Origin of the sequence: Leisingera coralii, from assembly GCF_049056525.1 — a bacterium.
GTDB classification, from domain to species: Bacteria; Pseudomonadota; Alphaproteobacteria; order Rhodobacterales; family Rhodobacteraceae; genus Leisingera; species Leisingera coralii.
The window spans coordinates 1-26,896 of the sequence record NZ_JBHUPT010000079.1; the positions used below are offsets into that span (position 1 = coordinate 1).

Here is a 26,896-nt window from a genome sequence, read left to right on the forward strand (position 1 = left end):
GCGCGAAACATTTGGTCCGGTCCGGACCTAATTCCGGCGCGGCGGAAACCGGCAGCGCCAGTCCGCCGCCGCCGTAAAGGATTTGACAGCACCGGGGATTTATGAGTTTTCGGGGCCGCACATGCGGAACAGGATTCACAGGACAGGCAAGGAGCACCCGGCGGTGAGCACGGCACAGGCATCCAGCACGGAAAACCCGGCCTCCAGCCCCGCGGCAGGGGCGGGGCGGCTGGTGGCGGTAGTGGTGACCCACAACCGGCTGGACAAGCTGAAGGTGACGCTGGCGCGTCTCCTGGAAAGCCCGGGCCAGGAGCTGGCGGCGGTGGTGGTGGCCGACAATGCCTCCAGCGACGGCACTGCAGAGTGGCTGGCGGCGCAGGAGGATCCGCGGCTGGATATCTGCACCAGCGCCACCAACCGCGGCGGCGCCGGCGGCTTCGAGATGGGCATGCGCCGGGCCATGGAGGCGCATGATCCGGACTGGCTGGTGGTAATGGATGACGATGCCCGCCCCACCCCCGGCACCTTGGCGGCTTTCCATGCCCGGCCGCGGCCGCTGGATACCGCGTTGGCGGCAGCAGTCTATTTCCCCGACGGCCGGATCTGCGAGATGAACCGCCCCTCGGTGAACCCGTTCTGGAACCCTGGCGTCTTCCTGCGCACGCTGATGAAGGCGCGCGACGGCTATCATATTCCCTACAGCGATTATGAGGCGGAGGCGCCGCGGCCGATCGATCTGACGTCCTTTGTCGGGCTGTTCCTGCCGCACCGGATGGTGGCGGCGGCGGGGTACCCGGACCCGGGGCTGTTCCTCTATGGCGATGACGTGATCTACACTCTGGGGCTGCGGCGGCGCGGCGAAAAGATCCTGTTCGATCCTGCTCTGCCCTTTGAGCATGACTGCTCCACTTTCCACAATGACCGCCAGCGGGTGTTTTCGCCCTTGTGGAAAGTCTATTACGCGTACCGCAACGGGCTGATGATGTACCGGGCGGCGGCGGGCGGCCTCCTGTTCTGGCCGCTGCTGCTGGTGGTGGCGGTGAAGTGGCGGCTGACGGCCGGACGCTATGGCGCAGATGAGCGCGCCGCCTATCTGCGGCTCTGGCGCCATGCGGTGCGCGATGGGCTGCGCCGTGACACCCGCCGCAGCCATGCCCAGGTGATGGCGCTGGCGGCGGGGCAGGGCGGGGACTGAGCCCGGCCGCCTCAGCGGCTGTTCAGAATATCCCGGTGGTAGCGCCCCATCAGCACCACCCCCAGCGCCGTCAGCACCAGGCTGGCGCCAATCACATAGGCGGGGCTGACGTAGGCGGCGGTATAGGTGGGGAAGAAACCAGTGCGCATCAGGCCGGTGATATGCACCAGCGGATTGTACCATAGGATGTCCTGCGCCAGCGGCGGCAGTTCCTCGTAGAGATAGATCACCGCTGAGGCCAGGAACAGCGGCCGGGTGATGATCGACCAGATCACCTCCCACAGGGGATAGATACCCATCAGCACACAGTTCAGGGTGCCCACCCCCATGGCCAGTATCATGGCCAGTCCAAGGGCGGCCAGGATACGCGGCAGATTCAGCATCGCATGGGCATCGACCACAGCCAGGATACCGGCAGTCAGCAGCAGGGTGACCAAGATGCTGGTGAGGCTGTTCAAGAGGAAGCGGGCCAGCAGCGCATCGGCCCAGGTCACCGCGGGAAAGCGCAGCAGCGGGCGGGAGAAGTTGATCGCCCGCGCCACCGTGTTGGAAACGGTCAGGTAGAGGTTGAAGGGCAGGTAGCCGGTAGCATAGAACAGCAGGAAGCTGGTGCCCAGCGACGGTGAGCGCATCACCAGCGAAAACCCGATCGACAGGAACAGGATCGCCGCCAGCGGCTCCAGAACCGCCCAGAGATAGCCGCCGGGGGTGCGTCCGTAGCTGGTGGACATTTCGCGCAGAACCAGCGCCGTGATGGTGCGCAGCGTGGCGAACCGCCGGCGGGGGCGGTGGGCAGCCCGGGCAGGAAGGGGAAAGAGGGCAGTCATGAAAACCCATTGTGGCTATGGCAGTGCAGGCCGTACTATGAAAGAAAGCACAGGCGAATTCAAACAGCAGATGACCGGGACAGGCAGGCAATGACGAAAGACAGCGGGGCGGCAAAGACCGGCGGCGCCGGAGGGCCGCAGCAAGGGGCTGCAGCCAACGCGCCGGCCAGCGGCAAACCGGCGCCGCGGCTGCATCTGCAGGTGTCACCCGGCGGTAAGCCTGGCGGGAAATCCGGCGGCCAGCATAGCGGCAAACCCCGGGCGGGCCAAGCCGCCGCGCCAGGCCCCGCTGCGGCCGGTGCGCCGGCCCAAGCGGGGCCTGGCGCGGCGCCGCTGCCGCACATGCAGCAGTTGCAGCAGCTGCGGGGGCAGGCTGAGGCTGCCCGGGCAGAGGCGAAGCAGGCCAAGGAAGAGCTCGCTGCAATGCAGGCCAAGGCCTGGCCGGTGGTGCCGCAGGCGCAGATGCAGCGCCGCCACTGGGGGGTGATCACCAGTTTCTTCCTGTTGGTGCTGGCGCCGCTGGCAGCGGTCGCTCTCTACTTGTTTGCCATCGCTGAGGACCAGTATGTCTCGACCGCCGGCTTCACCGTGCGCAGCCAGGACAGCACCGGCGCCAGCGAGCTGCTGGGCGGGCTGGCCAATTTCACCGGCACCAGCACCGCCTCGGACAGCGACATTCTTTATGAATTCATCCAGAGCCAGGAGATGATGGCGGCGGTGGAGGCCCGGGCCGGACTCAGGGCGCATTACAGCCGCTACTGGCCGCGCGATTGGGCCTTTTCGATCTGGCCCGATGCCTCTGCCGAGGATATGGCCTGGTTCTGGCAGCGCATCGCCCGCATCGCCTATGACAGCGGTTCGGGGCTGATCGAGGTGCAGGTGACCGCCTTCGATCCGCAGATGGCGCAGGCCATCACCCGCGCCATTGTCGAGGAAAGCCAGATCCGGATCAATGCGCTCAACGAGCAGGCCCGGGCCGATGCGATGCGCTATGCCGAGGCCGATCTGGCGGAGGCGCTGGAACGGTTGAAGCTGGCACGCGAGGCGCTGACCCGGTTCCGCACCCGCACCCGCATCGTCGACCCGGAAGCCGACATCCAGGGCCGCATGGGGGTGATGAACAACCTGCAGCAGCAGCTGGCCGAGGCGCTGATCGAATACGACCTGCTGGCCGGCACCGTGCCTGCGGGCGACGTGCGGCTGAAGAAGGCACTGCAGCGTATTGATGTGATCCGCGACCGCATCGATATCGAGCGCCAGACCTTCACCTCGGATAATACCGACACCGGCGCGGTGGGCGAGGATTACCCGTCGCTGATCTCGGAATATGAACGCCTGACGGTGGACCGGGAATTTGCCGAGGAAACCTACCGCGCGGCGCTGACGGCGCTGGAGGCGGCCCGCGATGACGCCGCTCGCCAAAGCCGTTATCTGGCCACCTATATCATCCCGACGCTGGCCGAGGAGGCGGAATACCCGCAGCGCTTCGTACTGACGGCGCTGGCCGGGCTGTTCCTGCTGCTCGGCTGGGCGATCCTGACGCTGATCTACTATTCGATCCGCGACCGCAGCTGAGGGGCGGCAGGGCGATGATCCGGTTCGAGAACCTGACCAAGAGCTTCTGGCTCAAGGGCGAGCGCAAGATTGTCATCGACGATCTGAACCTGACCCTGCCCACCGGGCGCTCGCTGGCGCTGCTGGGCCGCAATGGCGCGGGCAAGTCGACGCTCCTGCAGATCATCGCAGGCACCATGCGGCCGGACAGCGGCCGGGTGGTCTCCGATGGCACCATCTCCTGGCCGGTGGGGCTGGGCGGGTCATTTCATGGCGACCTGACCGGGGCGGAAAATGTCCGCTTCATCGCTCGCATCTACGGCGCCGATACCACCGCGCTGGTGAAATTTGTCGAAGAGTTTTCCGAACTGGGCAAGTTCTTCCACATGCCGGTGCGCAGCTACTCCTCGGGGATGCGCTCACGGCTCACCTTCGGCGCCTCGATGGGGATCCGCTTCGACACCTATCTGGTCGATGAGGTGACCGCGGTGGGCGATGCCGCCTTCCGGCGCAAGAGCCAGGCGGTGTTTGCCGCCCGGATGCGCGACTCCGGTGCCATCATGGTCAACCACTCGATGGCGCAGCTGCGCGAATACTGCGATTCCGGCCTGGTGCTGGAGCACGGCCGGGTGCAGTATTTTGATGATCTGGACGAGGCCATCGCCCTGCATCAGAAGCAGATGGCGTAGCGCCGTCAGTCCAGAAGATGCGCGCTGAAGGCCGCGAACTGCTCAAGGCTGAGCTTGCCGATGTTGCCCTTGTCGCTGTCCTGATCCCGGTCCGGGAAGACAGGCCCGTCCGCATCGGGGAAAAACACCCGTCCCAGCCAGGCATTAGCTGGGGCGAAATGCGCCATGATCCGTTCGGACTGTTTCTTGTAGAGCCGCGGCCGCGGGCTGGCGGGCAGGCTGTCGATGCGCGGCTGCAGCTGCCGCCGCCGGGGGTTGACGGCACCGTTCTTGCGGTTGGGCAGATGCGGCTGCATCTGGCGCAGGAACTCCAGCGCGGGGGCGGACAGGCCTGTATTGTCCTGCGGCGAGCGGGACAGATCCTGCAGGCCGGGCAGCGGGGTCTCGAACAGGATGGTCATGAAATCCTGCAGAATATCGCCGCCGGCCAGACGGGCGCGGTCGTAAAGGCGCACATCCAGCGCCTCCTTGCCGAAAGCGTCGATCCACCAGCCAAGCAGGCGGCGGTAATAGAGATAGGGAGCGGGGCTTTTGGGGCTCATGCAGGCCTGCAGAAACTCGGTAAAGCGCATGTTGTTGAAGCCGCGGCGCATGTACTCCCCGTACATGCTCAGCAGCGCATCATCCTGACGGCGCAGGTAGGCAACGATCCGGATCTCGCTGAACAGATCGCCGAAGATCTCCCGCAGATTGGCGATTTCCTGCGGGCGGACCAGGTTGCCTGTCAGGTTTTCCGAGGAGATCAGCATCGTATGGGTGCCGTCCGGCGCCTTTGCGGCCTGGCTGGCGAGCTGGTCCTTGAGCCGGCCCCGGAATTTCAGCACGTCAGCGCGCGACTTCAGCCCGTGGTCGCGGGAGAAGTCATGCAGGCCTTCCTGCGCGGCATAAAACAGCGTGATGTGGTTGGCGTCGCGCGAGAGCAGGTCGGGATAGAGAACGCCCTGCTGCTGCAGCCAGCCGGCATTGGCGGCAAAGCTGTTCTGCAGAAAAGTGGAGGCGGTTTTAGGGGTGCCGATATGGCAGACAAGTCTCATGGGGGGTCCTAGTCTTGCACCGCCCTGGCACCGGGCGCCAGGGCGGTGGTGTTCACCTGTTCCGGACGGGCCGGATCACGCGGCCTTGCGGTCTTCAAGGCGGTTCAGGGTCTTTTCCCAGTAGGGCCGGGCGGTCATCTTGCCATAGCCTTGGCGGTAGGCGGTTCGCAGCTGCGGATAGCTGCTGCAGAAAGCCTGCAGCGTCTTGGCCATCCGCCAGGCCAGGCTGAAGAAGCGGCGCTTGGAGTGGTGCACGGTATAGCCCTTGCTGCCATCGGTGCTGAGATAGGTGAGCCGGGCGCCGCCAAAGGCCGGGAACACCAGGCCGCGGCCGCCGATGTCCAGCTGCATGCGGTCGCCGAACCGCGCCCAGAACGGCACTAGGTGGCCATTGAGGCTGAGCAGGCCAAGATAATGGCGCAGGCGCCGCGGCAGGCGGCTGAAACGGCGCGGTCCCGGTGCCGGCTGGCTGGCGGCATCCTTCCAGGCCTCGTCGCGGATCAGCGCCTTGATATCGGCGCGCCGGGCCGACATGTCGATGTTCTCGTCAAAGAACTGCGGCCCCTGCATCACGTCCTGCCAGGCCAGCAATTGCGCCTCGGCGCTTTCGTATTTGCAGCGCAGCAGAGAGCGCATCATAAAGCGCAGCGCGATTTTCGCGGTGCCCAGCGGGCTGCGGTCAAGCTGGTCGAACACCAGGTGATGGATCAGGTGGTTGCGCAGATCCAGATACAGGGTCTGCGGGTTTTCCTTCTCGGTGAAATCATCCTGGAAGGAGACTACCCCGTTCAGGGTGAAGATGCGGAAGCCGTTGGCCAGCGAGAAGCTGATGTCATCGCCGCGCACGAAGAAGGGGAACGGGTGGTGGCGCACCTCGGCCACCGGAAAGGCAAAAAACCACCAGCCGCCATAGAGGGTGGCGGGCTGCTCGCCGGCCGCGGCAAATTCCATCTCCCGCACGGCACCGGGGTCGCGCAGGTCGGTGCCGTTGAAGAGTGGCCGGCAGGCGCCGTCGAACCAGGCGCCGTTTTCCCACATCCGCCATTTGTGGGTGTTGTTGATCATGGCGCCCGCTAGCGCGGTCTTGGGGTCGCGCGCCAGGGCCAGCAGCATATAGGCGCGCAGGATGTTTTCCATATGGAAGGAGGCGTCGTCATCCATGAACAGGCAATGGCTGAAGCCGCCGTCCTGGGCCTCCAGCAGGCCGCGGGCAAAGCCGCCGGCGCCGCCCAGGTTGGGATTGGGATAGAGCGTGACATGGGACGAAGGGGGGATGTCTGCGCTCTGGCCGTTGTCGACCACCTGCACATGGACCCGGTCGGCAAAGGCAAAGCCGTCGAGGAAGGCCTGCAGCCGCGCCACCGTGCCCTGTACTTCGGCCTCGCGCCGGAAGGTCGTGATCGAGACGGCCAGCCGCGGCAGTGCCTGCGGCAGTGCCGTGGTGGCAAACCGGGCGCTCTCGACTGTCACCAGATCATCCAGAGACAGGATTTCCAGGTACAGAAGCCCGTCCAGCCCCGCCGCCGGGAGGGCGGAAAGATCGGCCAGGTGAGGGGATTCGGGGCTGAGTTCGGTCACTTCGCAATAGACCACCTCCCAGGAGCGCCCGGAGCGGGCATGTATTACCCGCACCTCGGCGCGGCCGCGGCCGGTGACTTCGGCATAAAGCGACTGCAGATCGCAGGCCGCCGTCCAGATGCCAAGATTGAATAGATTGAAATAAGTGTCGAAGCAAAGCCTTGAACTGCGCGGTATGGAAAAGTCGCCGCTGCTCTGGGAAAACCCGGCTGCCCCCTGCACATGGTAATACAGAGAGTGTTCGGTACAGATTTCCGGTTCCGGAGTAATGACATTCTGCAGGGTGATCATATGTGCACTGAACCTTTTTGCCGCCGGGTCCGGCGGGAGGCTGCCGGATGGTTTGGCCCGGGTTTTGCATGATCAGAGGGGGCAATTCCAGTCACAAATTCCCGCCTTCCCGGCCCGCCCCCGGGGCGGCAGCGGCTCAGCAGTTGCACACAGGCGGGTTTTCCCGTTTAAGGCAGGCTGCAACCGGCAACGGAGGAACGGACAGATGGCGGCAGGTAAATTTCTGATGGTGGGCGCCGGCCTTTCAGGCGCCGTGATCGGGCGGCATCTGGCCGAAGCGGGCCATGAGATCACCGTGATCGACAGCCGGAGCCACACCGGCGGCAACTGCCACACCGAGCGCGACGCGGAGACCGGCGTCATGGTGCATGTCTACGGGCCGCATATCTTCCACACCGATGACGAGGAAGTGTGGAACTACGTCAACAGCTTCGAGAGTTTCAAGCCCTACAAGAACCGGGTGAAATCCACCACCCGCGGGCTCACGGGCGAGCAGGAGGTGTTCTCGCTGCCGGTGAACCTGCACACCATCAACCAGTTCTTCCGCAAGGTGATGCGCCCCGAAGAGGCGCATGATTTCATCACGGGCGAGCAGGCCGACACCTCGATCGAAAACCCGGAGACCTTCGAAGAGCAGGCGATGCGCTTTGTCGGCAAGGATCTCTATGAGGCGTTTTTCAAAGGCTACACCATCAAGCAGTGGGGCATGCACCCTTCCGAGCTGCCCGCCTCGATCCTCAAGCGGCTGCCGGTGCGCTTCAACTACGACGACAACTATTTCTTCCACAAGTTCCAGGGGATGCCGGAAAACGGCTACACGCCGATGATCGAGAAGATCCTCGATCATGAGAACATCACCGTGAAGCTGGAGACCGAATTCACCCCGGAGATGGGCGAGGGGTATGACCACGTGTTCTATTCCGGGCCGCTGGACGGCTATTTCGGCTATGAGCTGGGCCGCCTCGGCTACCGCACCCTGGATTTCGAGCGCTTCACCCACCAGGGCGACTACCAGGGCTGCGCGGTGATGAACTACGGCGAGGAAGAGGTGCCTTACACCCGCATCACCGAGCACAAGCATTTCGCGCCCTGGGAAGAGCATGAGGGCTCGGTGCTCTACCGCGAGTTCTCCCGCCTGGCGGAGCCCGGCGACATCCCCTACTACCCGATCCGCCAGGTGAAGGAGAAGGCGCTCCTGGCCGATTACGTCAAGCTGGCCGAAGAGACCGCGGGCGTCACCTTTGTCGGCCGCCTGGCGACCTACCGCTATCTCGACATGGATGTGACCATCCGCGAGGCGCTGGATGCCGTCCGCGGCTTCCTGGCGTGCCGGGAAAGCGGCGGGGCGGTGCCTGCGTTTTTCAGCCAGCCGCTGTGATCCGGGTGTAAGGCATGATCGTATCGGACAGCGAAAAATTCGTTTTTATCCACAATCCGAAATGCGGCGGCATGAGCTGCCACAATGCGCTGCTGAAATATGACACGCGCGATAACTTCTTCTTCGACTGGAAACCGGTGAACAAGGAGGGCAAGGTGCTGGACTTGGCCCATGTCACCCCGTTCCAGATGCGCCGCTTCTTCCCCAAGGCCTTTGCCGGGGTGCAGGACTATGTGAAGTTCACCTTCGTGCGCGACCCCTATCAGCGCTATCTCTCGGCCATTTCGCAGCATCTGAAGCTAGGCACGGCTTACATGCGCAATGCGGTGCTGGCGGACCCGGAGGCGTTCTACCGGGTGGCGGCCTCCTTTGCGCTGACGGAACTGAAGCGGCATCCGGTGGAGAACGACCACAAGCTGGTGCATTTCCGGCCGCAGGTGCATTTTGCCAATCTCGACGGCCGCCGCTGGGCGGATGAGGTGCTGCGGCTGGAGGCGCCGCAGGACCTGGCTGCCTCGCCGGTGGCCCGCTGGCTGCCGGAAATGGCCGAAGCCAACCGCACCGGCGGCTTTGCTGCGCAGGGCTATGAGGCGGAGCGGCTCGGGGCAGAGGCCATCGCCGCGCTGAACGCTTTCTACGCCCGCGATTTCGAAAGTTTCGGCTACCTCCGGATGTGACGCCACCGGGCTTAGCTGGCGCGGGGAAGGATCTCTGCCAGGGTCTCCGCCCAAGCTGAGACCTGGCGCATTTGCGCGGCATCCAGAACCTGTGCCGGCTCGGCCGGTTGCGGCTCGGCGGCGGCGGTGTCCACCGCCCGCTCCAGCGCCTCCTGCATCAGCGGGCCGCCGAAGAAGTCGCGGTCCAGGGCCTCGGCGTCGGCACGGTAGGTGCGTGCGGCATCCTCGGCCAGGCTCCGGTGCAGCGCAAGCCGGGTGCCCGGCAGGCTGTTCAGCGCAGTGAGGCTGCGGATCAGGACAACACCGGTTCGCTCCCGCTGGCGCGGCGGGAGGGCCCGGGCGGAAGCACTCTGATGAAAGGCCTTGACCACGGCAAGATCTTCCAGCGAGGGCGAGCGGTTGCTTTGCGGCGGCGTGCTGAGCTCAAACGGCGCACCATCCAGGATCACGTTGAAGAAATCCGCTACCGCGTCGGCCTGAAACAGCTGGGAGCGGATCATCGGGCGGACTGTGAACCGCTCGCCGAAGACGGCGCGCCATTCCATCAGCCGGGGGTGATAGAAATAGCTGCGCTGGCGCAGTTGAGACAGCGCCTTGGTATGGGCGTGCAGATCTTCCAGGCTGCCGCCGAAGTTGCCATGCTTGACCCGCTCGGCGTAGTCGGACAGCAGCCGCTCTGCATGGGGGCGGACATAAAAGACGATCTGCAGGGCATCCCGGTACCCTGGCAGGAATTCATTCACCGCCTGCTCCAGGGCGCGGGGATCAACATATTCGAACTTTTCGGCGGAGATCACATTCACATCGGCCCCGGCCGCTTCGATATGCGCCGCCACCCGGGAAAAGCGGGCGTGGCGCTGGCCGTGGGCCTCCTGGCCGGGATGCAGTGTATCTGCCAGCGGGCCGTGCTGGCCCCGCCGCTTTTCTGCTCCTTCCTTGGGCCCCAGTCCAGGGTAGAAGATCTTGAGGCTGCTGCATTTGCAGGCCTTGTGCGCGAGCGCCGACTGGATTGCGGTGCTGCCGCTTTTGAAACTGCCGGTATGGAAAACAAGCTTGGCGGGCATTGGGTACTCCGGGAGGTTAGGCGGTGGGATTGGCGTTCACCGCCAAGGTCGCGATGATCTTCAGCAGCAGCTTCTGGTCCGGCGTGTCCTTGGCAAGGCGAGGCGGGGTGCTGGAAGTGCTTGCCGGGAAGAAGGCGTCGGCCTCCACGCCGGTCCCTGCCAGGCTGGCCTGATTGTCTTCGCGGAAGAACTGGCGCAGCTGTTCCGCCTGTTCAGAGGAAAGCTGCATCTTGCCGCGGTCCGGCAGCTCCGCCTCCAGCGCGCGCAGGCTGCGCAGCACGTTGCGGCGGACGGCTGTCTGCTTGGGCGCCGTGAGGCCGGGCAAAAGTTCCTTCAGCGATATGTTGAGCAGCCGCATCACCTCCACCGAGCGGTAGTCGAAGCTTTCGTTGGCGGGATTCTTTAGCGGGGTGATACCGCTGAGCGGGGCGCCGATGGCGGTGAGAAAATCGAAGAACAGCTCCTGCTGCGGCCAGAAAGCCTTGTCGAACGGGCGCACGATGACACGATCGTTGCCCAGCACGTGCCGCCAGGGCTCCAGCCGGCGGCTGAAGCCCAGCTGGCGGTTCTTGCGGAAATTGCTGAATTCGAACGGGTGGGTAGCGCCGTTTTTAATGCTTTCCTGATAGGTGGACAGGAAATACGTGTCCTGGCGGCGGATATAGGCCACGGCGGTGATGTCGAAATCCGCCAGCTTGCCGCGGATCCGCTGCACATGCTCGCGGGTCATGTCGAGGCCGCCAAAGGCTTCGGAGGACAGGATGACATTCGGCGCGGGGCTGCGGCTGATTGCCTCAAGCAGATCCGATAGCGCCTGGCCGAGCCGGGCTTTCTTGGGCGGGCGCAGCCAATTCAGCCGGCGCTCGGGCAAGGCAGCGGCCAGCGGGCTGTGCTGGGTGTCCTGCATGTAGCTGTCGGAGGGCCGCCCCGGGTACAGATAGCCCGCGCGCTCCAGCACGGCGGCGTTCCGGACGAGATCCGTCTGGATGCTGGTGGAGCCGGTCTTGTTGAAGCCGATGTGGAGAAAGAGCTGTTTCAAAGAAAGCACCTGATGAAGTGATACGCTGCGGGTTGCCGGAACGGCGCCGGCGCCAGTGTTAGTGCACTGCGCAGCACAGGTCCAGAGCCGCTAGGGGAGGGGCCGCCAGAGGCACAATCCTTGAAGCGCCGGCGGTGCTGTATTATGCCCGGCAGCAGAGTACAGCAGGGATGGACAGATGGCAGAAACTGAGACGGAACCGGGCGGCGGCGGGCAGCCTTCATTCAATGCGGAAAATGCCCGTCTGGCGGCTCTGCCCGGGGCGGTTGAGGCGGTGCGCACGCCAGAGCCGCGCCATGCGCTGGCGCCGGGGATCTGGATGGATTACCAGCCGCGCGCCGGGGTCGAGGTGGCGGCCGGGCCGGAATCCGGGGAGGCAGGGCTGCGGCTGCAGCTGCTGCGCAGGGGCGAAAGCCCCTGGTTCTCGCTGTCCTACGGGCTTGATATGGCGGTGCTGCGCCAGTGCCGTTATCTTGGCCAGCTGATGGTATGCTCCAGCCGCGGGCCGGGCCGGTTCCGGGTCTGCCTGCGCTACCATCTGGACGATGGTTTCCGGGATGTCTTTGCCCGCGATCTGGTGGTGCTGACCGGTGCCCGCCAGGAGGATCTGGTGTTTATCCGGGTGGATGCGGAACTGGCCGCCGCCGCCCATGGCGCCGAGGTGCTCTATTTCTTCGAGGGCTGCAGTTTCGATGTGACCCTGCACAGCGCCGAAGCGCTGCTGATCTGAGCGCGGCCATGGCACAGGACCCTTACGGCTATAGTTTCATCATCCCCGCCTATAACGATGCGGCGGGGCTGGAGCGGCATTTCCGCTATTTCGCGGCCTGCAGCGCGCGGGTGCAGCTGGTGATTGTCGACGATTGTTCGCAGGATGCCACCGAAGCGGTGGTGGCGGCGGCGGCGCTGCCGGAGAACATCCGCGTCACCTACCACCGGATGGCAGCGAATGGCGGCCCGGCAGCGGCGCGCAACCACGGCATCTCCCTGGCCGAAGAGGAGCGGGTGATGTTCCTGGATGCCGACGATCTGCTGGCGCCTTGTTTCTTTGATGTGATGCGGCTGGCGCCGCTGGGCGGCGAAACAGATTTCGTGCTGTTCAAATACCACCTGAGCCGTGATCCGGAACAGCGGTTCACCTATGAGATGCACGGGGTCGACCGGACGTTTTTCAGCCGCGGCCCGGAGGCCAGCTTTCCGGTGCAGCGGTTCCGGCCGCAGGACCGCAGCGGCGCCATGGGGACGGTGAATTTCCCCTGGAACAAGCTCTACCGCCGCGGTTTTCTGCAGGACGCGGGCATCCGCTTCCCGGATCTGCGCATGCATGAGGACATCACCCCGCACTGGCAGAGCTTCCTGCGCTGCCGGATGTTCGGGGTGCTCTATTGGGCGCCGCCGCTGATCACCCATTGGGAGGTTCCCGAAGGCGGCCGCGCCACCCAGTATGTGGGAGAAAAGCGCATGGGGGTGTTTGAGGAACTGGCCAAACTGGAGACAGAGCTGCTGGCGCACCGCCAGGGCGGTCGGCTGCAGCCGGTCTTCGCGGCCTTCTGCAACGACCTGTTCAACTGGATGAGCCGCAGCCTGTGCGAGGGCGGCGATGCCGGGGTTCGGAAATGGGGCCGCACATATGCGGAAGCGGCCGAAAGATTCTGGGCGGAGAGTCAGATCGGGCGCCCGGTCGGGCTGAAAGGCGAAAAGCCGGGCAAGGGCGCATCATGAGTCGGATCAGCGCAATTATCACCACCTATAATGTGGAGCCCTTCATCGCCACTGCGATGCAGTCGGTGATCGATGCCGGGTTTGAGGACCTCGAATTGATCGTGGTGGATGACGGCTCCACCGATGCCACCCGGCAGGTTGCCGATGCCATCGGGGCGGCAGCGCCACCGGAGCGGGTGTCTTATGTGCCGGTCTATTTCGCCCAGAACACCATCGGCGGGGTGGCTTGCGCGGCCAATGCCGGGATGGACCGGGCCACCGGTGATATCGTGGTCTTCGCCGACGGCGATGACTGGGTGCTGCCGGACAACCTGGCCGGTGCCGTGCGGAAGCTGCAGGCCGCCGGGACTGATTTCATCGTCTGCGGCTGTCAGGAATACTGGAACAACAGCGGTAATTACACCTCCTATCCAGAAGCGCATCTGTGGGACCGGCTGCATCAGGCCCGCGGGCTGGAGGAGCGGCGGCAGCTGCTGTTGCAGATGGCACCGTTCCCCTGGCGCAAGATCTACCGGCGCGATTTTCTGGAACGGCACAATATCCGCTTCCCTGTGGGGCCGTATTTCTTCGAGGACAACCCGTTCCACTGGGAAACCTCGGTGCGGGCGGAGAGCTTCAGCTTCTTTGAGCCGGTTACCCATGTGCACCGGATGGCCCGCGAGGGGCAGACGGTCACCGCAATGGGCGTGAAGCCGCTGCAGATCTTTGAGCATGCCGAAACCATCCGTGCGATGCTGGAGCGGACCGGCCGGGCCGGGGATCTGGAAGAGCGCTATTTCCACTGGCTGGCCGACCATGTGCTGTGGTGCAGCCGCCATGTGCCGGCCGAGGCGCTGAACCGTCTGTTCTCTCTGGCGTCGGAGGCGCTGGCAGCCTATCCGGAAGAGACCTTCTGGACCCTGATGGCACAGAAGCCGCGCGACCTGGCCGGGGTGCGCCTGCTGACGGCCGCCCGGCTGGGCGATCGGATGGGGTTCCTGCAGGCGGTGCCAGGCTGAGGCGGGACGGTGCAAGCCGCCCGCCCCGCCTCACCTGACCAGCCATTCCTCCAGCTGCGGCGGCACCTCGCGCATCCGGATCCAGCCCGGCGCCGCGGGCTGGCCCCTGCGCAGCCTGAGCTTGCCCAGAAGCCCCGCCAGCGCCCATTCCGGGCGTTTGGCGCGCGGCACATAAGGCCGTGACGGGTCATAGGCGGGGTTCTCCTGCGGCTTTCCCTGCGCATCGCGCAGCAGCGCCCCGTAAGCGTCGCGCAGCCAGCGCTGTTTCCATTCCCCCAGGTCGCCGTCGCCCACCACCGCCGGGCTGGCGCTGATCACGCCGATGGGCAGCTCGCCGGGCTGCGCCGGGCGGATTTTGGCGCCTTCCAGCACCACGGAGAGGCCGCGGCGGTCCTCGGCGTCCGGGTTTCCGTCGGCCCATTCGAACCACTCCGCGTAATCGGCGCCGCCGCCGGACCAGGCGCCGGAGCAGCTGCCGTTGCCGTCCGCCCCGAGCCGGAAATCGGCGCTGCCGCTGCCGGCCAGCAGGTAGTCGCCGCTGCCGCCGAGGATCTCCAGATGCGCCGCCGGGCTGGCGGTGCCGAGACCGGCCCGCCCGTTTGGCGTCAAGGCCAGCGCGGTGCTCCAGCTGCTGCCATCGGCGGAGAGTTTCACCGAGAAATCGTCATTGCCCGCCAGCCCCATCTCGGCGCGGCCGCTCCAACCCGACTGGAACAGCAGGGAGGCGGTGTCGCTGCTGGCGGCCTTGTTCACCTTGAGCTGATGGCCGCTGCCGGCATGGGTCAGCAGCGTCGCCGGGCCGGCCACCGCCAGCGGGTTGGCGGCATCCGCCGCGGTGCCCACCCCGACCCGGGCCAGGTTCTGGGTTGCGGCAGGCGGCAGGATCCAGGCGCTGCCGTCCCAGACCCGCAGCTCCGCATCCGCCAGGCTCCAGGCGCGCCAGCCAGGCAGGGGGGCGAGGAACAGCCAGCCCTCGCCCTGCCAGACCGCGATCTCAGCTGCATGGCCGGCCCAGGCCGCCTGCGGCGCCGCCCCCAGCGCATGGGTCTCGCCCGGGGCCGGGCTGGCGGGCGGCGTGGCGGCATCGAAGCCCTCGACACTGAGCTGCACCAGCGCGTCCAGGCGCTGCAGCGCCTCGTTGTGGGTCACATGTTTCTGCGCCTGGGAGGGCATCAGATAGGGCAGGGCAAGGATCGGCGAGGTCTGGGTCATGGAACAGGGGCTCCGGCAGTGGCGGGAAACGGGATCCGCGCCAGACTGCCAGAGCCGGGTCAAGCGGGCGCTAACGGGGCGTGCGCCGGGGGCGCAACGGCCGCGGGCAGGGCGCAGGCAGGCTGCCCGCGGGGGCACCTGTTCTCGCCCCGTTCCCGGCCTGTTCGCGCAATTGTCGTCAATCTGTAAACAATGCCCCTGATTTCGCCCGTTTTGCTTCCCGTTTTGCGCCAGGCGGCCCGGTCAGGGTCTGCCCCGGGCCGCAAGCGCAAAGGAGCAGGATATGGCACTGGCATTCACCGGACGGTTCGGCACGGAGGACCTGATTTTCGGCACCGATCTGCGCGATCTGGAAATCGCGGTGCAGGACGGCCAGGCCACGCTTTATGCCATCACCGGCCTGAACGGCGGCATCAGCCGCTGGCAGCTGTCCGGCGATGGCAGCCTGCCGCAGCTGGCGGGCCAGCAGCTGCATGGCCAGGCCGGCTTGCGCACCGGCCCGTTCCAGCTGGCCGAGGCGGGCGGCGCGGTGCGGCTGGTGCAGGGCCAGACCAGCCAGGGTGCGCTGACCTATTATGAGCTGTCGGGCGATGGCAGCCTGGGCGGCCAGCAGCGCGACGCGCTGGCAGGCGCGGATGCGGGCGGCTTTGGCGCGGTGGCGCTGCTGGAGCTGGCGGATGGCAAATCGGCGTTTTACGCGGTGGGGGCCGCCAGCGGCGCGCTGCAGGGCTGGCAGCTGGATGCGGCGGGCGGTGTGCAGGGCACCGCCGCCGCCGCGGGCAGCAGCAGCGAATACCGGCTGGATCCGGCGGCGCTCTTGGCCACGGTGCAGGCGCCGGGCGGCCCGGTGCTGCTGGCGGCGGATGCGCAAGGGCTGCACAGCTACCGCGCCGATGCCGCCACCGGCGCCTTGACCCCGGCAGATGATCTGGGCGCGGCGCAGGGGCTGTCCGTCTCCGGCATCACCGCGCTGGAAAGCTTTGAGGCCGGCGGCAAGGCCTGGGCGCTGATCGGCGCCGCGGGCAGCAGCTCGCTCACCCTGGTGCAGGTGGCGGCGGACGGGGCGCTGCGGTTCGAGGCCCAGCTGATGGACACCGCGCTGACCCGCTTTGGCGGCGTCGCGGCGCTGGAGGTGGTGGAGGCCGGCGGCCATCTCTTGGTGCTGGCGGCAGGCAATGACGGCGGCCTGAGCCTGTTCACCCTGGCGCCGGACGCCGGGCTGATCCACCTGCAGAGCCTGGAGCATATGCCCGGGCAGGGGCTGCAGAACGTGACCGCGCTGAAAGCGGCGGTTGCGGGCGGCGCGCTGCAGGTCTTTGCCGCCTCCGGCGCGACAGGCGGCATCAGCCAGTTCACCCTGCCGCTGGCGGACCTGGGCGATGTGCGGCTGGCGGCGGCGGGCGCGCAGCGGCTGGACGGCAGCGCCGGCAATGACGTGCTGGACGGCGGGTGGAGCAGCGCCGGCATCTTTGGCGGGGCCGGCGACGACGTGCTGGTGGCAGGCGCCGGCGGCGGCGAACTGGACGGCGGCAGCGGCGCCGATGTCTTTGTCATCAACCCGGCGGCCGAAGGGGTGACGGTGCGCGGCTTCACCCCCGGCGAGGACCGGCTCGACCTGTCGCTGTTCGAGGACCTGCGCAGCACCGCCCAGCTGGACACCCGCGGCCGCAGCTTCGGCATCGAGATCGCGGCTGGGGAGACCCGGATCCTGCTGGTGCAGGAGGGCGGCGGCCGGATGGAGCTGGAGGAGGTGTTCGGCCCGTCCCTGCAGTTTGCCTTCCCGGAGCGGCAGGCCCCCGGCGTGACCCTGCCCGGCGGCGGCTTCTGGGGCAGCGCCCGCAACGACCGGATCGCGGGCACCGCCGCCGCCGACGAGATCTACGGGCTCGGCGGCCGCGACCGGCTGGAGGGCCGGGGCGGCCGCGACATGCTTTGGGGCGGCGATGGCCATGACACGCTGGAAGGCGGCAGCAGCGGCGATGCGCTGAAGGGCGGCAGTGGCCGTGACAGCCTGGCGGGCGGCGGCGGCTACGACCGGCTGTGGGGCGGCTACGGCGCGGATGTGCTGGAAGGTGGCGCGGGGCAGGACCGGCTGTGGGGCGGCGGCGGCAACGACTCCTTGTATGGCGGCGGCGGCGATGACCGGCTTGCAGGGGAAAACGGCCATGACTGGCTGGAGGGCGGCAGCGGGGATGACTGGCTGTGGGGGGGAGCAGGGGCGGATGTCTTTGTTTTTGCCGCCGCGCATGGCCGCGATACCATCGGCGGGTTCTCCCCGGGCAGTGACCTGATCCGCCTGAACGGGCTGGCGGAGGGGGTTCAGGATTTGGAGATCAGCCGCCTGGACAGCGGCACTTTAATCGGCACAGGGGGCGGACAGCTGGTCCTGGACGGGGTGCTGCCAAGCCAGCTGGATGCGGCGGACTTTCTTTTCTGAGCTGTCATAGGTACTGGCAGGCGCCCATGAGTATTTAGCATAAGGACCACCGCAACTCAGTGTCTGAGCGGATTCATTCTGCACGAGGTGAGCAGGATGCGATAGAGGTCCTGACCGCGCGTGCTGAAGCGGAATTCGGCCTCTTTGAGGAAGGCAAGAAAGCTTGATCTCCGCGGCCCGTTGAACCTGGCGCGGCGGCGATTCATATAGCTCCAGAAACTCCCGATGCCGTTGATATGAACCCCGCTCCCGGCGTAGACGGGATGCTTGCGCTCCCAGTATCCGTTGATCTTGTGGCGGCGCGCGAAGCTGGCTTCAGCCAGTCCGCCGTAGCTGCGGAAACCGTCGTGACAACCTCCGCCGACAGTTTCACGCGCCCGCCCGTTCGAGGGGCCGGAGACCGGCACCTTGCGCGGGTTATCCTGGCCGCGGAACGGGCAGCCGGTCACGGCCAGTTCCGCCATCCGCTGCCGCAGCAGCCGGTAAATCGCAAGCACCGTATCGTGGTGGAGGCCAGTCAGGCCGGCGGTTTTGCCGACGGTGATGTCGAGCTCAAAAAGCTGCAAAAGGCCGCAGAATTTGCGCTTGGAGAGCTGACCGCGCATCTTGGCTATGAAGAGGGCGAAAGTGCGCCGCGCAGCGAATGCTGACGAAAAAGTCCAAGTTGCGCGTTGATATCTGGCGAAATGAAAACACCCGAAAAAGCCTGTCCGATTGCCGTTCGTTTGCGGAACGGACGTCGAGAGGTGCTGGCATTCACTCAAGGTGTGATCGGAGAACCTCTCTGATGTCTTTTGTCAATGAATTGAGCACGCCACGCGGCCCGTTCCTCCAAGCCATTAAGGTGATTTAGCGTATATTGGTGGGGATGTTTGCCTCTTTACGCTGGCATGGTGCGCCGCGCGATATCCCACATGAACGCTGACAGTTCGCGTGCGATGGCGGTAGTGATTGCCGTTTTTCGTTTGCCGCGCTGGTTCAGCCTACGATAGCGTGCCGTCAGCCGCGATTGCGCTTTCCAAGCAATATCCTGAATCTTTGTGGGCAAGCCCTGAAGTATGTACAGCTTTCTCTCGCCGCTCAGGAGGCCGTTTCTCCGGCCGCCGTTGTCCCGGACGACGATGCGCCCGAAATCCTGCGCCTGCAGATCCAGTGGAACACAAACAGGGCTTTTCAGGCCTATACAAAGGCACTGGAAGAGCACGAGCCGACGCTGCTCCTGTTTACGGCCCAGCAATGCGGCTTCTGCCTGACAATGCTTCAAAAGCTCAACTGCCCGGAAATCGCGCGCTATGCTGGTTTCCTGCAGTTTGCTCAGACCTTTCGCGGCGAAGATGAGGGCGGCGACCAGTTGGGCGAGGCATTGAAAGTCTTTCGCTATCCGGCGACCGTAATTCTGCAGACGGATGAGGACCAGCTTATCGTGGTAGGCAGGATCGAAGGGGTATTCTCCGCCCCTCAGATTGACGCGGTACTTCAAGAGGCCTTCAAGACGAGCGCCGAAAATGGGGGAATGGAAATGCCGGATCTTCTAGGCGTCCGGGAGACCCGCACCATGCGCGACGCACTCAGGCTGCCGCAGCCATCGGCCGAGTTCTGCGCGCAGTGAAGGTGGGCGAACGGCGCTCTATTATGCAGCTGAGGCGGGCCACGCAGACCTGGTGGAATGGCTGGCACTCGGCATGGAAGTGGACGCGCAGGACGATTTGGGCGCTACTCTGCTTCTGGCGGCAGCCTATGGCCAGCACAGTACATCCGTTCCGCGAAGCAAGATCCGGCTTGGGTCGGGCCTGTTGCTCGCTGCATGCGGAGCCTATGTCCGCTTGCGCGCAGCATCGCCGGTTTTGAAAAAGCCGCGACCTGCGGAAAGCAGAAGCGGGGTGATACCCTGACTGTGTTCTCGCCTTTCACGGCCACCGGCCTTTTCCTGCTGCGGTTCCGCAAAGGGACGCTGAGGTTCAGTGTTTCGTGGCAGAGGCGATTCTGCGGGATGTGGTCCCGGACCACATTTTCGGATCCCGCCGGGTTCTGGGTTCCCGGAATTTTTTTACCAATGGCTTGGCTGAAAATTTTGGAAGGCGTCTGCCTGCCGGAGTGAAGAGGGCTGGCAATCCCGCCGCATGCTCGGCGCCAAGCGCGTGGCCCGGACCACATTTCTTTCGAGAAAGCGGCCGGTGGATGGGCTCTCGTCCGAAGCACCTCACCGCCCTCAAGGGCGGTGAGGTTCAGCCTGCCGTTTTCAGGGGGGCAGCGCAACTGTGGTCCGGGACCACAATCCGCTTTCTTATGGGGCTATTGCAGGATAGGCATAGCGCCAGCAAGTAGACTACTATTAGGCTGAAATGCCGACCCATAAGAAACAAGCGAAGACCTATTTGCCCCTTAAGCGGCACGCCAAACTTGAGACTTCGGCCGCAGCCAAGGGGTAAACCGTTTCGGCATTTTTGGGTCAGCTGATCGATATCGTTCTAGGAGAGGAGGAGGGCCCGGCAGAGCCCCCGCAGGCGTCCTCGCGGTCCCGCCGCGAAGGCAAGGTCACGGTTCGTCTTGCTTCTGATGCCCGTGACACGCTGTCGGAGGAAGCAGCGCGAGCCGGGGTCACACCGTCTACCTGGCTACCTGGGCGGCAAATATTCTGACCGCGCAGCCCCTCAGCCGACGGCACGCGACCGCCGCCGCCGTTTTATGTCAGGGCTGCGGCATATCCACGGTTTGGCCACGAACGTGAACCAGATCGCTTATGCGATGAACCGCGGGGTCTTCACCGGGGGCAGCTGCGCGCCAACGAGAAATCAAGTGGAGCAGCCGCGCGGTGAGGTGGCGGAGCTGCGTCAGCAGGTGCGTGACTTCGCCCGGGGGCGGCTGGCGTTTCAGCTGGGTCTTGAGGAAGAGGAGCTTCTTGATTGAGCGACTTCAAGGACACCTATGGGTTTCAGGATTGCTGACCGCCCCGGAGAGGCTGCATGGTGCGTCATGCAGCGTCTGGCTATTTTGACGCCGATACGGGCAAGGACACGGACCTTTAGCAGGCAAAGCCGGGCGAGCAAGCAGGCCGCAGGGCGCCGTTGTCTTCCAGAGGCGGCCAGACGATTTCTGCGGCTGACAAGGCACGCCTGGCGCGGGTGGCCAAAGGCATGACGGAGGTCATGGTGAAGGTTTCCAAGCCCGCCAAGACCGCCAAGCACGGGAACCCGAACAAGGTCACGCGGGGAACCGAGGCACGGCGCGTGGCTCACCCGGACCGGATGACGCTCGAGCCGCATCCGGCCGGCGATCTGCTCCGGTGACCATCCGACTTTGAGACGGTCTTCGACCGCCGCCTTCAGTTCCGGGTGGGCGATCATCTTCCGGTGGACCGCGCGCCGCCGCTCGCACATGTCCTGGGCGGCCACAGCATGGTAGTCGTTCAGCTCAGGCAGTTCCTTATCATCAAAGAAATTACGCTTGAGTTCCCGGTAGACCGTAGACGGTGCGCGGCCGAGCCGATCCGCGATCTCCGGTACAGGCATTTTGGCTTCACGCCACTTGGCAATCTTCCGGCGTTCTTCCAAACTCAGGTGGGGGTAGCGGCGGCCCATTCAACAGCCTCCATGCAAGCCACTGTATTCGTGCAGAATTTGCACTTCATTTGTGAATCCGCCGCTGGAGATGAGAAATTTCCCGTAATATGCTAGGCAGGCAACGCGGAGAAATCCGAGGCGAAATTCGCGGTGCAGCCAGCTGCAACGAAGGACACGGAACCGACTTGCAGACGGACACCAAAATCTTGTGCGCGAATGGATCATGAAGTAGCGTGCGCCGCAATGGAGCGAGCCGCTTCCGGGGAGTGCGGCGCTAATTTGGATGTGGCGCAGGGGCTGGTCCGGCCTTTAATCTTCAGGCCTGCTGCTTGTGCCCGGAAGTTTATTGAACTGAAGGGGTATTCTTTGAAAAGCAGTGCGATCCGGCGGATTGAGAATTCCGAATATGCCGCAGATTTTCTGATTCAGAATGACGGGCCGCTGGTTGTTGTTTTCGACAACATGTTTACGGCTGCACCGTTCGAGGAGCGCCGCTGCTGGGGGTTTCCCTATTGGGCGAACAAAGGCTTCAACGTTGTTGGATTGTTGGAGAGCGACCGGCAGGCATGGTACAGGAGATCTTCATTTCTGGAAATTCTTGAGGCCGCGAAGAAGGAACTGCGGGGCCTGTCTTTCTCACGGCGTGTTGGCTATGGAGGTTCGATGGGGGGCTACGCGGCGGGTGCGTTTGCAGCAGAACTTGACTGTGATACCTGCCTGCTCTTGAATCCGATTTCCACTCTTCACCCGGATTTGGTTCCCTTTGAGCCTCGTTTCCGGGAAGCTGCTCAACAAGACTGGAGCGGTTCCTATTCTGATGCAGCGGAACAGGCGGGGAGATTTGAAAGCCTTTATATTGTTGCGGACCCGCTTTTCCATTTTGACGCCGCTCATGTGAAACGGTTTTGCAGCAACCACCCTTCTCCACGATTCTACCGGGTGCCGGGTGTCGGGCACAAGGTGGCGGAGCACATGCACCATTTAGGTGTTTTAAAATGGTTCGTGGATGACGTCGTCGGAGGGGAGGTCCCTGATAGCGCGATGTTTTACAAAATGGTACGCGAGCGGAAGTCCTATCTCCGCTACTATGAGTGGATGCTGTCTGCGCAAAATACCCATTTAAGCGAGCGGGCTATTCAGGTGCTTACTCAGAACTTGGCATTGGTTCTGGCAACCGGCGAGATGGGCAAATATGAAGCCATGAAGACATTCGCATTGGCCACCGGCCGCCACCTCCCTGAAATCAACCTGAGACTGGGCGAAGCCGTATTGGAGAAGCATCCGAAATTGCCAAGACTTCGTGAGATGATGCGCGAACTCCAGGATCATTGACAGCTCTTGCGGCAAACCGCAGGGCTAGCGGGCAGGACAGTGTGGCCTGCCAGCAAGCAGCGCGTGGGCCAGTTTGCGGGTTTGAGGAAGGAAAACCGCATCGGCGCGGCCGAGTGTCTGTTCCCGGGTTCTGCCGCCCGTGTTCAGAACGGATGTGCGCATGGCTGTCTTCCTTTTCTGCTTCAGGAAAAATTCCGCGCAGTTTCCCGGGAAGCGGCCAGGAAAAGCCGGGAAGCAGCATAATTCAGGAAGAGACAGCGCCGCCGCGGCGCGTTCCGCAGGCGGGAAGGCCAGTCTGCTGAATGGCTTACCGGGGGTCTTAGAACGCCGGTTTCGGCCCGGGGGCCTCAGATTTGTACCACACCTCACGCAGCAAGCTGCAAAACAGCGCAAGGCACTGACTTCATTCGGAAAATTGAGGTGCAAGCGCGGTTTCAGTGTCGGAACCTTGTTTTTCCGGCAAAATCAACATTTTACAGTAGCATGGCACGGCTGCAGGCCAGACCATGCCCCGGCAATGGCACGGCTTGCCAAGCTTGTGGCACGCGATGGCACGGATACGGAGCGGGGGCGGCTCTCCGGTTGGCCTGCGCCGCGGCGCAGGCGGATGTGATCCGTGCGGGGGAAAGGCGTAACCGTGCTGCGGCCGCTGTTTGAAGCGTTCAGAAAAGAGAGAGCGTAAAACGCCGCAACTGTTTTGAGCCAGCAGTGGCAACGGGGAAGCGGCGCACATGAAAAAACGGGCCCCGCAGGCCCGTTTTGCGGTTTCTGTTCCTAGGGCTGGACGTAAGGCCCCGGCGCCGGATCAGTTGGTGGTGGTGGTGGTGGTGGTGGTGCTGACTTCGTCGTCGTCGTTGGCAACCACGCCGATCACAACCAGGCCTGCAACCACGCCAGCGATGGCGCCGGCGCTCAGGCCGCCGGCCATGCCCATGCCCATGCCCATGCCGCCGGTGCCAGCGCCAGCGCCGGCACCGGTTTCCGCGCCGGGGGCCGGCGCCTGCTGAGCGGACACGGCGGTGGCCGAAGCCAGTGCGGCCAGGGTCAGGGCAGTCAGAAGATTTTTCATTTTCAAACTCCTTTGGAGAACTGTGGAAAGGTGCGTTGAGGCGACCTTATGGGAGGCGGGTTTTCATTTCAACGCATGGAATAGCTGCAAAACTCTTGAAATCCGGTTTGCATCGCGGATTTTTCCTGCCCGTTGCCGCAAAGCCGCGGGACCCGGACGGAAAAAGGCGCCGCCTCAGAGCCGCAGCTGGCGGATTTTCACATAACCCGTCTCCGGCCCGGCCCATTGCCGCGACTGCCAGACCTGAGTGCGGCCGGGGCGGGAATCAACCCAGTAATCGTTGACCACCTGCCCGCCGCTGCCTTCGCAGCGCTCCTGCAGATGGCGGGCAGGATGGGTGATTTCGACGATCTCCACCGGCGCCGGGCCCAGGTCCTGCAGGCTGCAGGCCATGCTGACAACCGCCTGGCCGTTGCCTGCGGCGCGCACGGTATAGCGGCGGGCGCCGCCATGCGCCGGGCCCGCCACCCCGTCCGCGGCCGGCACCTGCGCCGACAAGAGCCCGCCGCCGAGGCCGCGGGTGGCGATCACCATGCCGTTGCGCAGGGCAACCGAGACATTGTCCAGGGTGCGCCAGACCTCGACCTGCCCGGGGCTGCCGTCGCGGCGGCTGAGGCTGCGGGTCAGATAGGCCTTGGCGCCGCGGTTCTCGATGGTGACCTCGATATAGGCCTGGGTCTGCCGGTCCAGCAGCGCCCGGCTCAGCTCGGCCGCGGGCGGCGGCGGATTGCGGCGGCGGCTGATCAGATCTGTCACCGCCTGCACCACCTCCAGCTCTGCCGGGGTCTTTTCCGGCCCCCGGCTGCAGCCTGCCAGCAGCAGCGCCGCGGCCAGGGCGGCCGCCGTCATCCGGATCATGCTCATTCCCAGAACCTCGCGCGCTGTTCTTCCAGGCTCTTGCGGTGGGCCTCGCGCACCGGCCCGTAGAGCCGGTCCGGCACCGCCACCTTCTGGCCGCCGTCGCGCTGGGTCGGGCGGATGACCAGGCCGAAGCCCGAGCGCGACGGTTTGCCCAGCATCCAGTCCACCGGGATGCGGAAGCGGATGCCCTTGTCAAAGGAGCCCTCGCCGAAGTCCTCGGCCGAGACATTGGTGAGGGTGAAGAAGCCGCCGACCAGGAAGCCGTTGCTGAACTCGCGGTTGAGGCTGACGGTGCCGCCGTAATCGCCCGCCAGGTAGCGGCCCGCATCCAGCTGCAGCTGGTAGTCCTTGCCGAGCTCGAGATAGGCCGAGGCATGGCCGGTGAAGGTCTTGTAGTCGCGGAAGCCGAACCGCTGGTCGAAATCGCGCTGCACCACATAGTTGAGATCCGCGCCCAGGCCGAGGCGGCTGTTCACCGGCTTCCACAGCAGCTCGCCGGAAATGCCGCCGTACATGCTCTCGAACAGGCCGGCGGTGGCGCGGGCATAGAGGTTGCGGCCGGGCTTCCACAGGCGGCTGACGTAGAGGTCTTCCAGGGTGGTGCCGAACTGGGCGTATTCCACCTGGTCGGTGCGCACATGCGGCAGCACCGAGTTGGAGGCGCGGCCGTTCTTCACGTTGCCCCAGATGCGCTGGCGGATGGTGCCGGCAATGCGCCAGCCCGGCGCCGGCGCGTAAGAGGCGGCAAAATCGAGCCCGGCATCGAGCCGGAACGGCTGCTCCGGGTCGAAATAGGCCGGCGCGGTATAGGGGCTGATGGAGGTGGCAAAGGCCGGGTACAGCTCGCCCGAGAAGATCGCCTCTTCCGGCAGCGGCCCGGCATCCTGCACCCCGGCGGCGGCAAACAGCGCGTCCGAAGCCTCCGGATCGAACTCCAGCGCCTCCAGGTCGGAGCGCCGCAGCTCGATGGCCGCCAGCCCGGTGCCGCGGCGCACCGGCACCAGGCGGAAGGTCTCCACCGAGGGCGGCAGCGTCCGGGCCAGGGCGCGGGCCGCCCGGCCCGCCGCCTGGCTCTGCGAGCGGTAGCGGTTGTTGCGGTAGCGCAGCTCGGCGGCGGTGCCGGTGAAGGTGATCGCCTCCAGCACCAGCCCGTCCGCCTTCAGCGCCTCGGCGGCGAGGTCGCGGATCTTGCGGGTTTTGGTTTCGCTGGCGGCCCAGTCCTGGCGCCAGTGGCTGTCTTCCGCCGCCCATTGCGAGCGCGGGATGACGGGATGCGGCGCCGGCACCGCCATCGGGGTCGGCGGATGCTGCGGGTTCAGCTGGATCTGCGCGGTCACGCCGATTTCCGAGCCGTAGAGGTAATAGGCGCCCAGGCGCACCCGCTCGGAATACTGGTATTCCACCCCGTAGTTGAACGAGGACTTGCGCTCGAAGACGTCGGGCGCCCCGGTTTCCAGCTCATAGGCATCGGTGGAATATTCCGCCTTCAGGCTCCAGCGTTCATCGGGCTGCCATTCAAAGCCGGCAAAGGGCGCCACATCGCCGCGGAACCACTGGTCGGTGGCCAGCTCGCCGCCGGTGTCGCCGGCCACGAAGGACGGGCGGCTGCCGATGGAGCCGATGGCGCCGTGGCTGCCGAGCCGCCCCCAGCCCAGGCCCGCCGAGACCTTCAGCCGGCCGGGCGCGCGGCCCCAGCCCAGGGCGGCGGCCTCGAAGCGCTTGGTGGCGACGAAATACTCCGCCGCGTAAATCCCGGTGCCGGCAAAATCCTGCAGCCCCATGGTGACTTCCGGCAGCCAGCGCCGCTCGCGCCACAGCCGGGCGCGCACGTCGAAGCCGCGGTCGTAATAGGTGTCAAAGCCGGCAATCTGCGCGCCGTTGGTCTGAATGCCGTTGTAGCGGAAGGAGGCGGACAGCCAGGGCAGCGCCTGGAAGGTGAGGTTGTAGCGGCTCTGGCCGCCGAACCAGGAATAGGTGACCGCATACTGGCCGTCGGGCAGCATTTCGGCGCTTGGCATGTCGATCAGGCCGGGGCTGCCGTAGAAGGTGAGGCTGGGCGGCGGCAGCGGCTTCAGCCGCGGCGCGGCCGCCTCGGTGCCCGGCGCGGCGCCATGGCCGGCGCCGGGGGTCTCCGGCCCCAGCGCCAAACCCGGCTGGGCGGCCAGGCACAGCGCCGCGGCCGGGGCGGCCAGATGTGCGGCCAGAGGCGCGGTCCTGTGCACGGTGCTGTGCAGAAGGGTTTTGATCGCGGTCACGGGAAACCTGCCTTTTGGTACTGCCTGTGCCGGGTCTCGCGGTCCCGGCCTTCTCGCCTGCTGCCCCGCTTAGAGCATGGATGGCGGGGGCGGATCAATTGCCGCGGCGCCCGGCGGCGGCGGT

General features: G+C 65.3%; 23 protein-coding genes and 3 pseudogenes. 14 read left to right on the top strand and 12 right to left on the bottom strand.

What is annotated here, in order from left to right; genetic code table 11:
• The first annotated feature begins 163 nt into the window (after positions 1 to 163).
• Complete coding sequence (locus ACFMBG_RS21085) at positions 164 to 1,195, top strand: glycosyltransferase (protein ID WP_421056646.1); 1,032 nt, start codon at positions 164 to 166, stop codon at positions 1,193 to 1,195.
• Positions 1,196 to 1,206: 11 nt separating this feature from the next.
• Here the strand turns inward: ACFMBG_RS21085 and ACFMBG_RS21090 are convergent, their stop codons facing one another.
• Complete coding sequence (locus ACFMBG_RS21090; protein WP_421056647.1) at positions 1,207 to 2,022, bottom strand: ABC transporter permease; 816 nt, start codon at positions 2,020 to 2,022, stop codon at positions 1,207 to 1,209.
• Positions 2,023 to 2,112: 90 nt separating this feature from the next.
• Between ACFMBG_RS21090 and ACFMBG_RS21095 the strand changes: the two genes are divergently transcribed.
• Together ACFMBG_RS21095 and ACFMBG_RS21100 are read left to right on the top strand one after the other, a co-directional pair.
• Entirely contained in the window at positions 2,113 to 3,597 is a 1,485-nt protein-coding gene (locus tag ACFMBG_RS21095; protein WP_421056648.1) for a KpsE/RkpR family capsule polysaccharide export protein, read from the top strand.
• A 14-nt stretch (positions 3,598 to 3,611) separates the two neighbouring features.
• Entirely contained in the window at positions 3,612 to 4,265 is a 654-nt protein-coding gene (locus tag ACFMBG_RS21100; RefSeq protein WP_421056649.1) for an ABC transporter ATP-binding protein, read from the top strand.
• A 5-nt stretch (positions 4,266 to 4,270) separates the two neighbouring features.
• Here ACFMBG_RS21100 and ACFMBG_RS21105 read toward each other — a convergent pair whose 3' ends face one another.
• Together ACFMBG_RS21105 and ACFMBG_RS21110 are read right to left on the bottom strand one after the other, a co-directional pair.
• On the bottom strand, positions 4,271 to 5,299 hold the full coding sequence (locus ACFMBG_RS21105; RefSeq protein WP_421056650.1) for a hypothetical protein: 1,029 nt from the start codon (positions 5,297 to 5,299) through the stop codon (positions 4,271 to 4,273).
• A gap of 75 nt (positions 5,300 to 5,374) precedes the next feature.
• Complete coding sequence (locus ACFMBG_RS21110) at positions 5,375 to 7,168, bottom strand: glycosyltransferase family protein (protein WP_421056651.1); 1,794 nt, start codon at positions 7,166 to 7,168, stop codon at positions 5,375 to 5,377.
• 205 nt (positions 7,169 to 7,373) lie between these two features.
• On the opposite strand from ACFMBG_RS21110, the gene glf reads away from it, so the two are divergent.
• Together glf and ACFMBG_RS21120 are read left to right on the top strand one after the other, a co-directional pair.
• Positions 7,374 to 8,546, top strand: a complete 1,173-nt coding sequence (glf, locus tag ACFMBG_RS21115; RefSeq protein ID WP_421056652.1) for a UDP-galactopyranose mutase — start codon at positions 7,374 to 7,376, stop codon at positions 8,544 to 8,546.
• Positions 8,547 to 8,560: 14 nt separating this feature from the next.
• Positions 8,561 to 9,223 (top strand): sulfotransferase family 2 domain-containing protein, encoded by a 663-nt coding sequence (locus tag ACFMBG_RS21120; protein WP_421056653.1) that lies wholly within the window; start codon positions 8,561 to 8,563, stop codon positions 9,221 to 9,223.
• An 11-nt stretch (positions 9,224 to 9,234) separates the two neighbouring features.
• Here the strand turns inward: ACFMBG_RS21120 and ACFMBG_RS21125 are convergent, their stop codons facing one another.
• Together ACFMBG_RS21125 and ACFMBG_RS21130 are read right to left on the bottom strand one after the other, a co-directional pair.
• Positions 9,235 to 10,287, bottom strand: coding sequence for a hypothetical protein (locus ACFMBG_RS21125; RefSeq protein ID WP_421056654.1), 1,053 nt, complete (start codon positions 10,285 to 10,287; stop codon positions 9,235 to 9,237).
• 16 nt (positions 10,288 to 10,303) lie between these two features.
• Complete coding sequence (locus ACFMBG_RS21130; protein ID WP_421056655.1) at positions 10,304 to 11,326, bottom strand: hypothetical protein; 1,023 nt, start codon at positions 11,324 to 11,326, stop codon at positions 10,304 to 10,306.
• A 178-nt stretch (positions 11,327 to 11,504) separates the two neighbouring features.
• Between ACFMBG_RS21130 and ACFMBG_RS21135 the strand changes: the two genes are divergently transcribed.
• From ACFMBG_RS21135 to ACFMBG_RS21145, 3 genes are read left to right on the top strand one after another with little or no spacing between them, the layout of a single operon-like run.
• Complete coding sequence (locus tag ACFMBG_RS21135) at positions 11,505 to 12,056, top strand: hypothetical protein (RefSeq protein ID WP_421056656.1); 552 nt, start codon at positions 11,505 to 11,507, stop codon at positions 12,054 to 12,056.
• Between the two features lie 8 nt (positions 12,057 to 12,064).
• Positions 12,065 to 13,048 carry a glycosyltransferase family A protein gene (locus tag ACFMBG_RS21140; protein ID WP_421056657.1) on the top strand — a complete coding sequence of 328 codons (984 nt, stop codon included), beginning with the start codon at positions 12,065 to 12,067 and terminating at the stop codon, positions 13,046 to 13,048.
• A complete protein-coding gene (locus tag ACFMBG_RS21145) occupies positions 13,045 to 14,046 on the top strand; it encodes a glycosyltransferase family 2 protein (RefSeq protein WP_421056658.1) in 1,002 nt (333 codons plus the stop codon). The genes ACFMBG_RS21140 and ACFMBG_RS21145 overlap by 4 nt, the downstream gene beginning before the upstream one ends.
• Before the next feature lie 30 nt (positions 14,047 to 14,076).
• On the opposite strand, the gene ACFMBG_RS21150 is transcribed toward ACFMBG_RS21145, so the two are convergent.
• Positions 14,077 to 15,258, bottom strand: a complete 1,182-nt coding sequence (locus tag ACFMBG_RS21150) for a DUF2793 domain-containing protein (RefSeq protein ID WP_421056659.1) — start codon at positions 15,256 to 15,258, stop codon at positions 14,077 to 14,079.
• Between the two features lie 283 nt (positions 15,259 to 15,541).
• Here ACFMBG_RS21150 and ACFMBG_RS21155 point away from each other — a divergent pair, with 283 nt between their 5' ends.
• On the top strand, positions 15,542 to 17,695 hold the full coding sequence (locus ACFMBG_RS21155) for a hypothetical protein (RefSeq protein WP_421056660.1): 2,154 nt from the start codon (positions 15,542 to 15,544) through the stop codon (positions 17,693 to 17,695).
• 56 nt (positions 17,696 to 17,751) lie between these two features.
• On the opposite strand, the gene ACFMBG_RS21160 is transcribed toward ACFMBG_RS21155, so the two are convergent.
• Together ACFMBG_RS21160 and ACFMBG_RS21165 are read right to left on the bottom strand one after the other, a co-directional pair.
• Positions 17,752 to 18,459, bottom strand: coding sequence for a hypothetical protein (locus tag ACFMBG_RS21160; protein ID WP_421056661.1), 708 nt, complete (start codon positions 18,457 to 18,459; stop codon positions 17,752 to 17,754).
• A 116-nt stretch (positions 18,460 to 18,575) separates the two neighbouring features.
• Positions 18,576 to 18,728, bottom strand: a pseudogene (locus tag ACFMBG_RS21165) (IS110 family transposase); the annotation flags it as partial.
• On the opposite strand from ACFMBG_RS21165, the gene ACFMBG_RS21170 reads away from it, so the two are divergent.
• The 4 genes and pseudogenes from ACFMBG_RS21170 to ACFMBG_RS21185 all read left to right on the top strand — a co-directional run bounded on the left by ACFMBG_RS21170 (position 18,705) and on the right by ACFMBG_RS21185 (position 20,982).
• Positions 18,705 to 19,304: a hypothetical protein gene (locus ACFMBG_RS21170; protein ID WP_421056667.1), complete on the top strand. Its 600-nt coding sequence runs from the start codon at positions 18,705 to 18,707 to the stop codon at positions 19,302 to 19,304. The pseudogene ACFMBG_RS21165 and the gene ACFMBG_RS21170 sit on opposite strands and share 24 nt — an antisense overlap.
• A 10-nt stretch (positions 19,305 to 19,314) precedes the next feature.
• Positions 19,315 to 19,587, top strand: a pseudogene (locus tag ACFMBG_RS21175) (ankyrin repeat domain-containing protein); the annotation flags it as partial.
• A gap of 832 nt (positions 19,588 to 20,419) precedes the next feature.
• Entirely contained in the window at positions 20,420 to 20,602 is a 183-nt protein-coding gene (locus ACFMBG_RS21180; protein ID WP_421056662.1) for a hypothetical protein, read from the top strand.
• A gap of 227 nt (positions 20,603 to 20,829) precedes the next feature.
• Positions 20,830 to 20,982, top strand: a complete 153-nt coding sequence (locus ACFMBG_RS21185; protein ID WP_421056668.1) for a hypothetical protein — start codon at positions 20,830 to 20,832, stop codon at positions 20,980 to 20,982.
• On the opposite strand, the pseudogene ACFMBG_RS21190 reads toward ACFMBG_RS21185, so the two are convergent.
• A pseudogene (locus ACFMBG_RS21190) lies at positions 20,923 to 21,273 on the bottom strand (transposase); the annotation flags it as partial. The gene ACFMBG_RS21185 and the pseudogene ACFMBG_RS21190 overlap by 60 nt on opposite strands.
• A gap of 198 nt (positions 21,274 to 21,471) precedes the next feature.
• Here ACFMBG_RS21190 and ACFMBG_RS21195 point away from each other — a divergent pair.
• Positions 21,472 to 22,587 carry a hypothetical protein gene (locus ACFMBG_RS21195; protein ID WP_421056663.1) on the top strand — a complete coding sequence of 372 codons (1,116 nt, stop codon included), beginning with the start codon at positions 21,472 to 21,474 and terminating at the stop codon, positions 22,585 to 22,587.
• A gap of 805 nt (positions 22,588 to 23,392) precedes the next feature.
• Here the strand turns inward: ACFMBG_RS21195 and ACFMBG_RS21200 are convergent.
• The 3 genes from ACFMBG_RS21200 to ACFMBG_RS21210 form a co-directional block, all read right to left on the bottom strand.
• Complete coding sequence (locus ACFMBG_RS21200) at positions 23,393 to 23,656, bottom strand: hypothetical protein (protein WP_421056664.1); 264 nt, start codon at positions 23,654 to 23,656, stop codon at positions 23,393 to 23,395.
• A gap of 174 nt (positions 23,657 to 23,830) precedes the next feature.
• Complete coding sequence (locus ACFMBG_RS21205) at positions 23,831 to 24,520, bottom strand: YjbF family lipoprotein (RefSeq protein ID WP_421056665.1); 690 nt, start codon at positions 24,518 to 24,520, stop codon at positions 23,831 to 23,833.
• Positions 24,517 to 26,772 carry a YjbH domain-containing protein gene (locus ACFMBG_RS21210; RefSeq protein WP_421056666.1) on the bottom strand — a complete coding sequence of 752 codons (2,256 nt, stop codon included), beginning with the start codon at positions 26,770 to 26,772 and terminating at the stop codon, positions 24,517 to 24,519. Before ACFMBG_RS21210 ends, ACFMBG_RS21205 begins: the two co-directional genes overlap by 4 nt.
• Positions 26,773 to 26,896: the final 124 nt, after the last annotated feature.

What these genes read in the sequence shown, in the direction of transcription:
- ACFMBG_RS21135 (WP_421056656.1), top strand. Translation starts at nt 11,505, where the DNA reads ATGGCAGAAACTGAGACGGAACCGGGCGGCGGCGGGCAGCCTTCATTC.
- glf (WP_421056652.1), top strand. Translation starts at nt 7,374, where the DNA reads ATGGCGGCAGGTAAATTTCTGATGGTGGGCGCCGGCCTTTCAGGCGCC.
- ACFMBG_RS21095 (WP_421056648.1), top strand. Translation starts at nt 2,113, where the DNA reads ATGACGAAAGACAGCGGGGCGGCAAAGACCGGCGGCGCCGGAGGGCCG.
- ACFMBG_RS21105 (WP_421056650.1), bottom strand. Translation starts at nt 5,299, where the DNA reads ATGAGACTTGTCTGCCATATCGGCACCCCTAAAACCGCCTCCACTTTT.
- ACFMBG_RS21195 (WP_421056663.1), top strand. Translation starts at nt 21,472, where the DNA reads ATGGATCATGAAGTAGCGTGCGCCGCAATGGAGCGAGCCGCTTCCGGG.
- ACFMBG_RS21140 (WP_421056657.1), top strand. Translation starts at nt 12,065, where the DNA reads ATGGCACAGGACCCTTACGGCTATAGTTTCATCATCCCCGCCTATAAC.
- ACFMBG_RS21125 (WP_421056654.1), bottom strand. Translation starts at nt 10,287, where the DNA reads ATGCCCGCCAAGCTTGTTTTCCATACCGGCAGTTTCAAAAGCGGCAGC.
- ACFMBG_RS21185 (WP_421056668.1), top strand. Translation starts at nt 20,830, where the DNA reads ATGACGGAGGTCATGGTGAAGGTTTCCAAGCCCGCCAAGACCGCCAAG.
- ACFMBG_RS21100 (WP_421056649.1), top strand. Translation starts at nt 3,612, where the DNA reads ATGATCCGGTTCGAGAACCTGACCAAGAGCTTCTGGCTCAAGGGCGAG.
- ACFMBG_RS21155 (WP_421056660.1), top strand. Translation starts at nt 15,542, where the DNA reads ATGGCACTGGCATTCACCGGACGGTTCGGCACGGAGGACCTGATTTTC.
- ACFMBG_RS21110 (WP_421056651.1), bottom strand. Translation starts at nt 7,168, where the DNA reads ATGATCACCCTGCAGAATGTCATTACTCCGGAACCGGAAATCTGTACC.
- ACFMBG_RS21150 (WP_421056659.1), bottom strand. Translation starts at nt 15,258, where the DNA reads ATGACCCAGACCTCGCCGATCCTTGCCCTGCCCTATCTGATGCCCTCC.
- ACFMBG_RS21090 (WP_421056647.1), bottom strand. Translation starts at nt 2,022, where the DNA reads ATGACTGCCCTCTTTCCCCTTCCTGCCCGGGCTGCCCACCGCCCCCGC.
- ACFMBG_RS21120 (WP_421056653.1), top strand. Translation starts at nt 8,561, where the DNA reads ATGATCGTATCGGACAGCGAAAAATTCGTTTTTATCCACAATCCGAAA.
- ACFMBG_RS21200 (WP_421056664.1), bottom strand. Translation starts at nt 23,656, where the DNA reads ATGAAAAATCTTCTGACTGCCCTGACCCTGGCCGCACTGGCTTCGGCC.
- ACFMBG_RS21145 (WP_421056658.1), top strand. Translation starts at nt 13,045, where the DNA reads ATGAGTCGGATCAGCGCAATTATCACCACCTATAATGTGGAGCCCTTC.
- ACFMBG_RS21205 (WP_421056665.1), bottom strand. Translation starts at nt 24,520, where the DNA reads ATGAGCATGATCCGGATGACGGCGGCCGCCCTGGCCGCGGCGCTGCTG.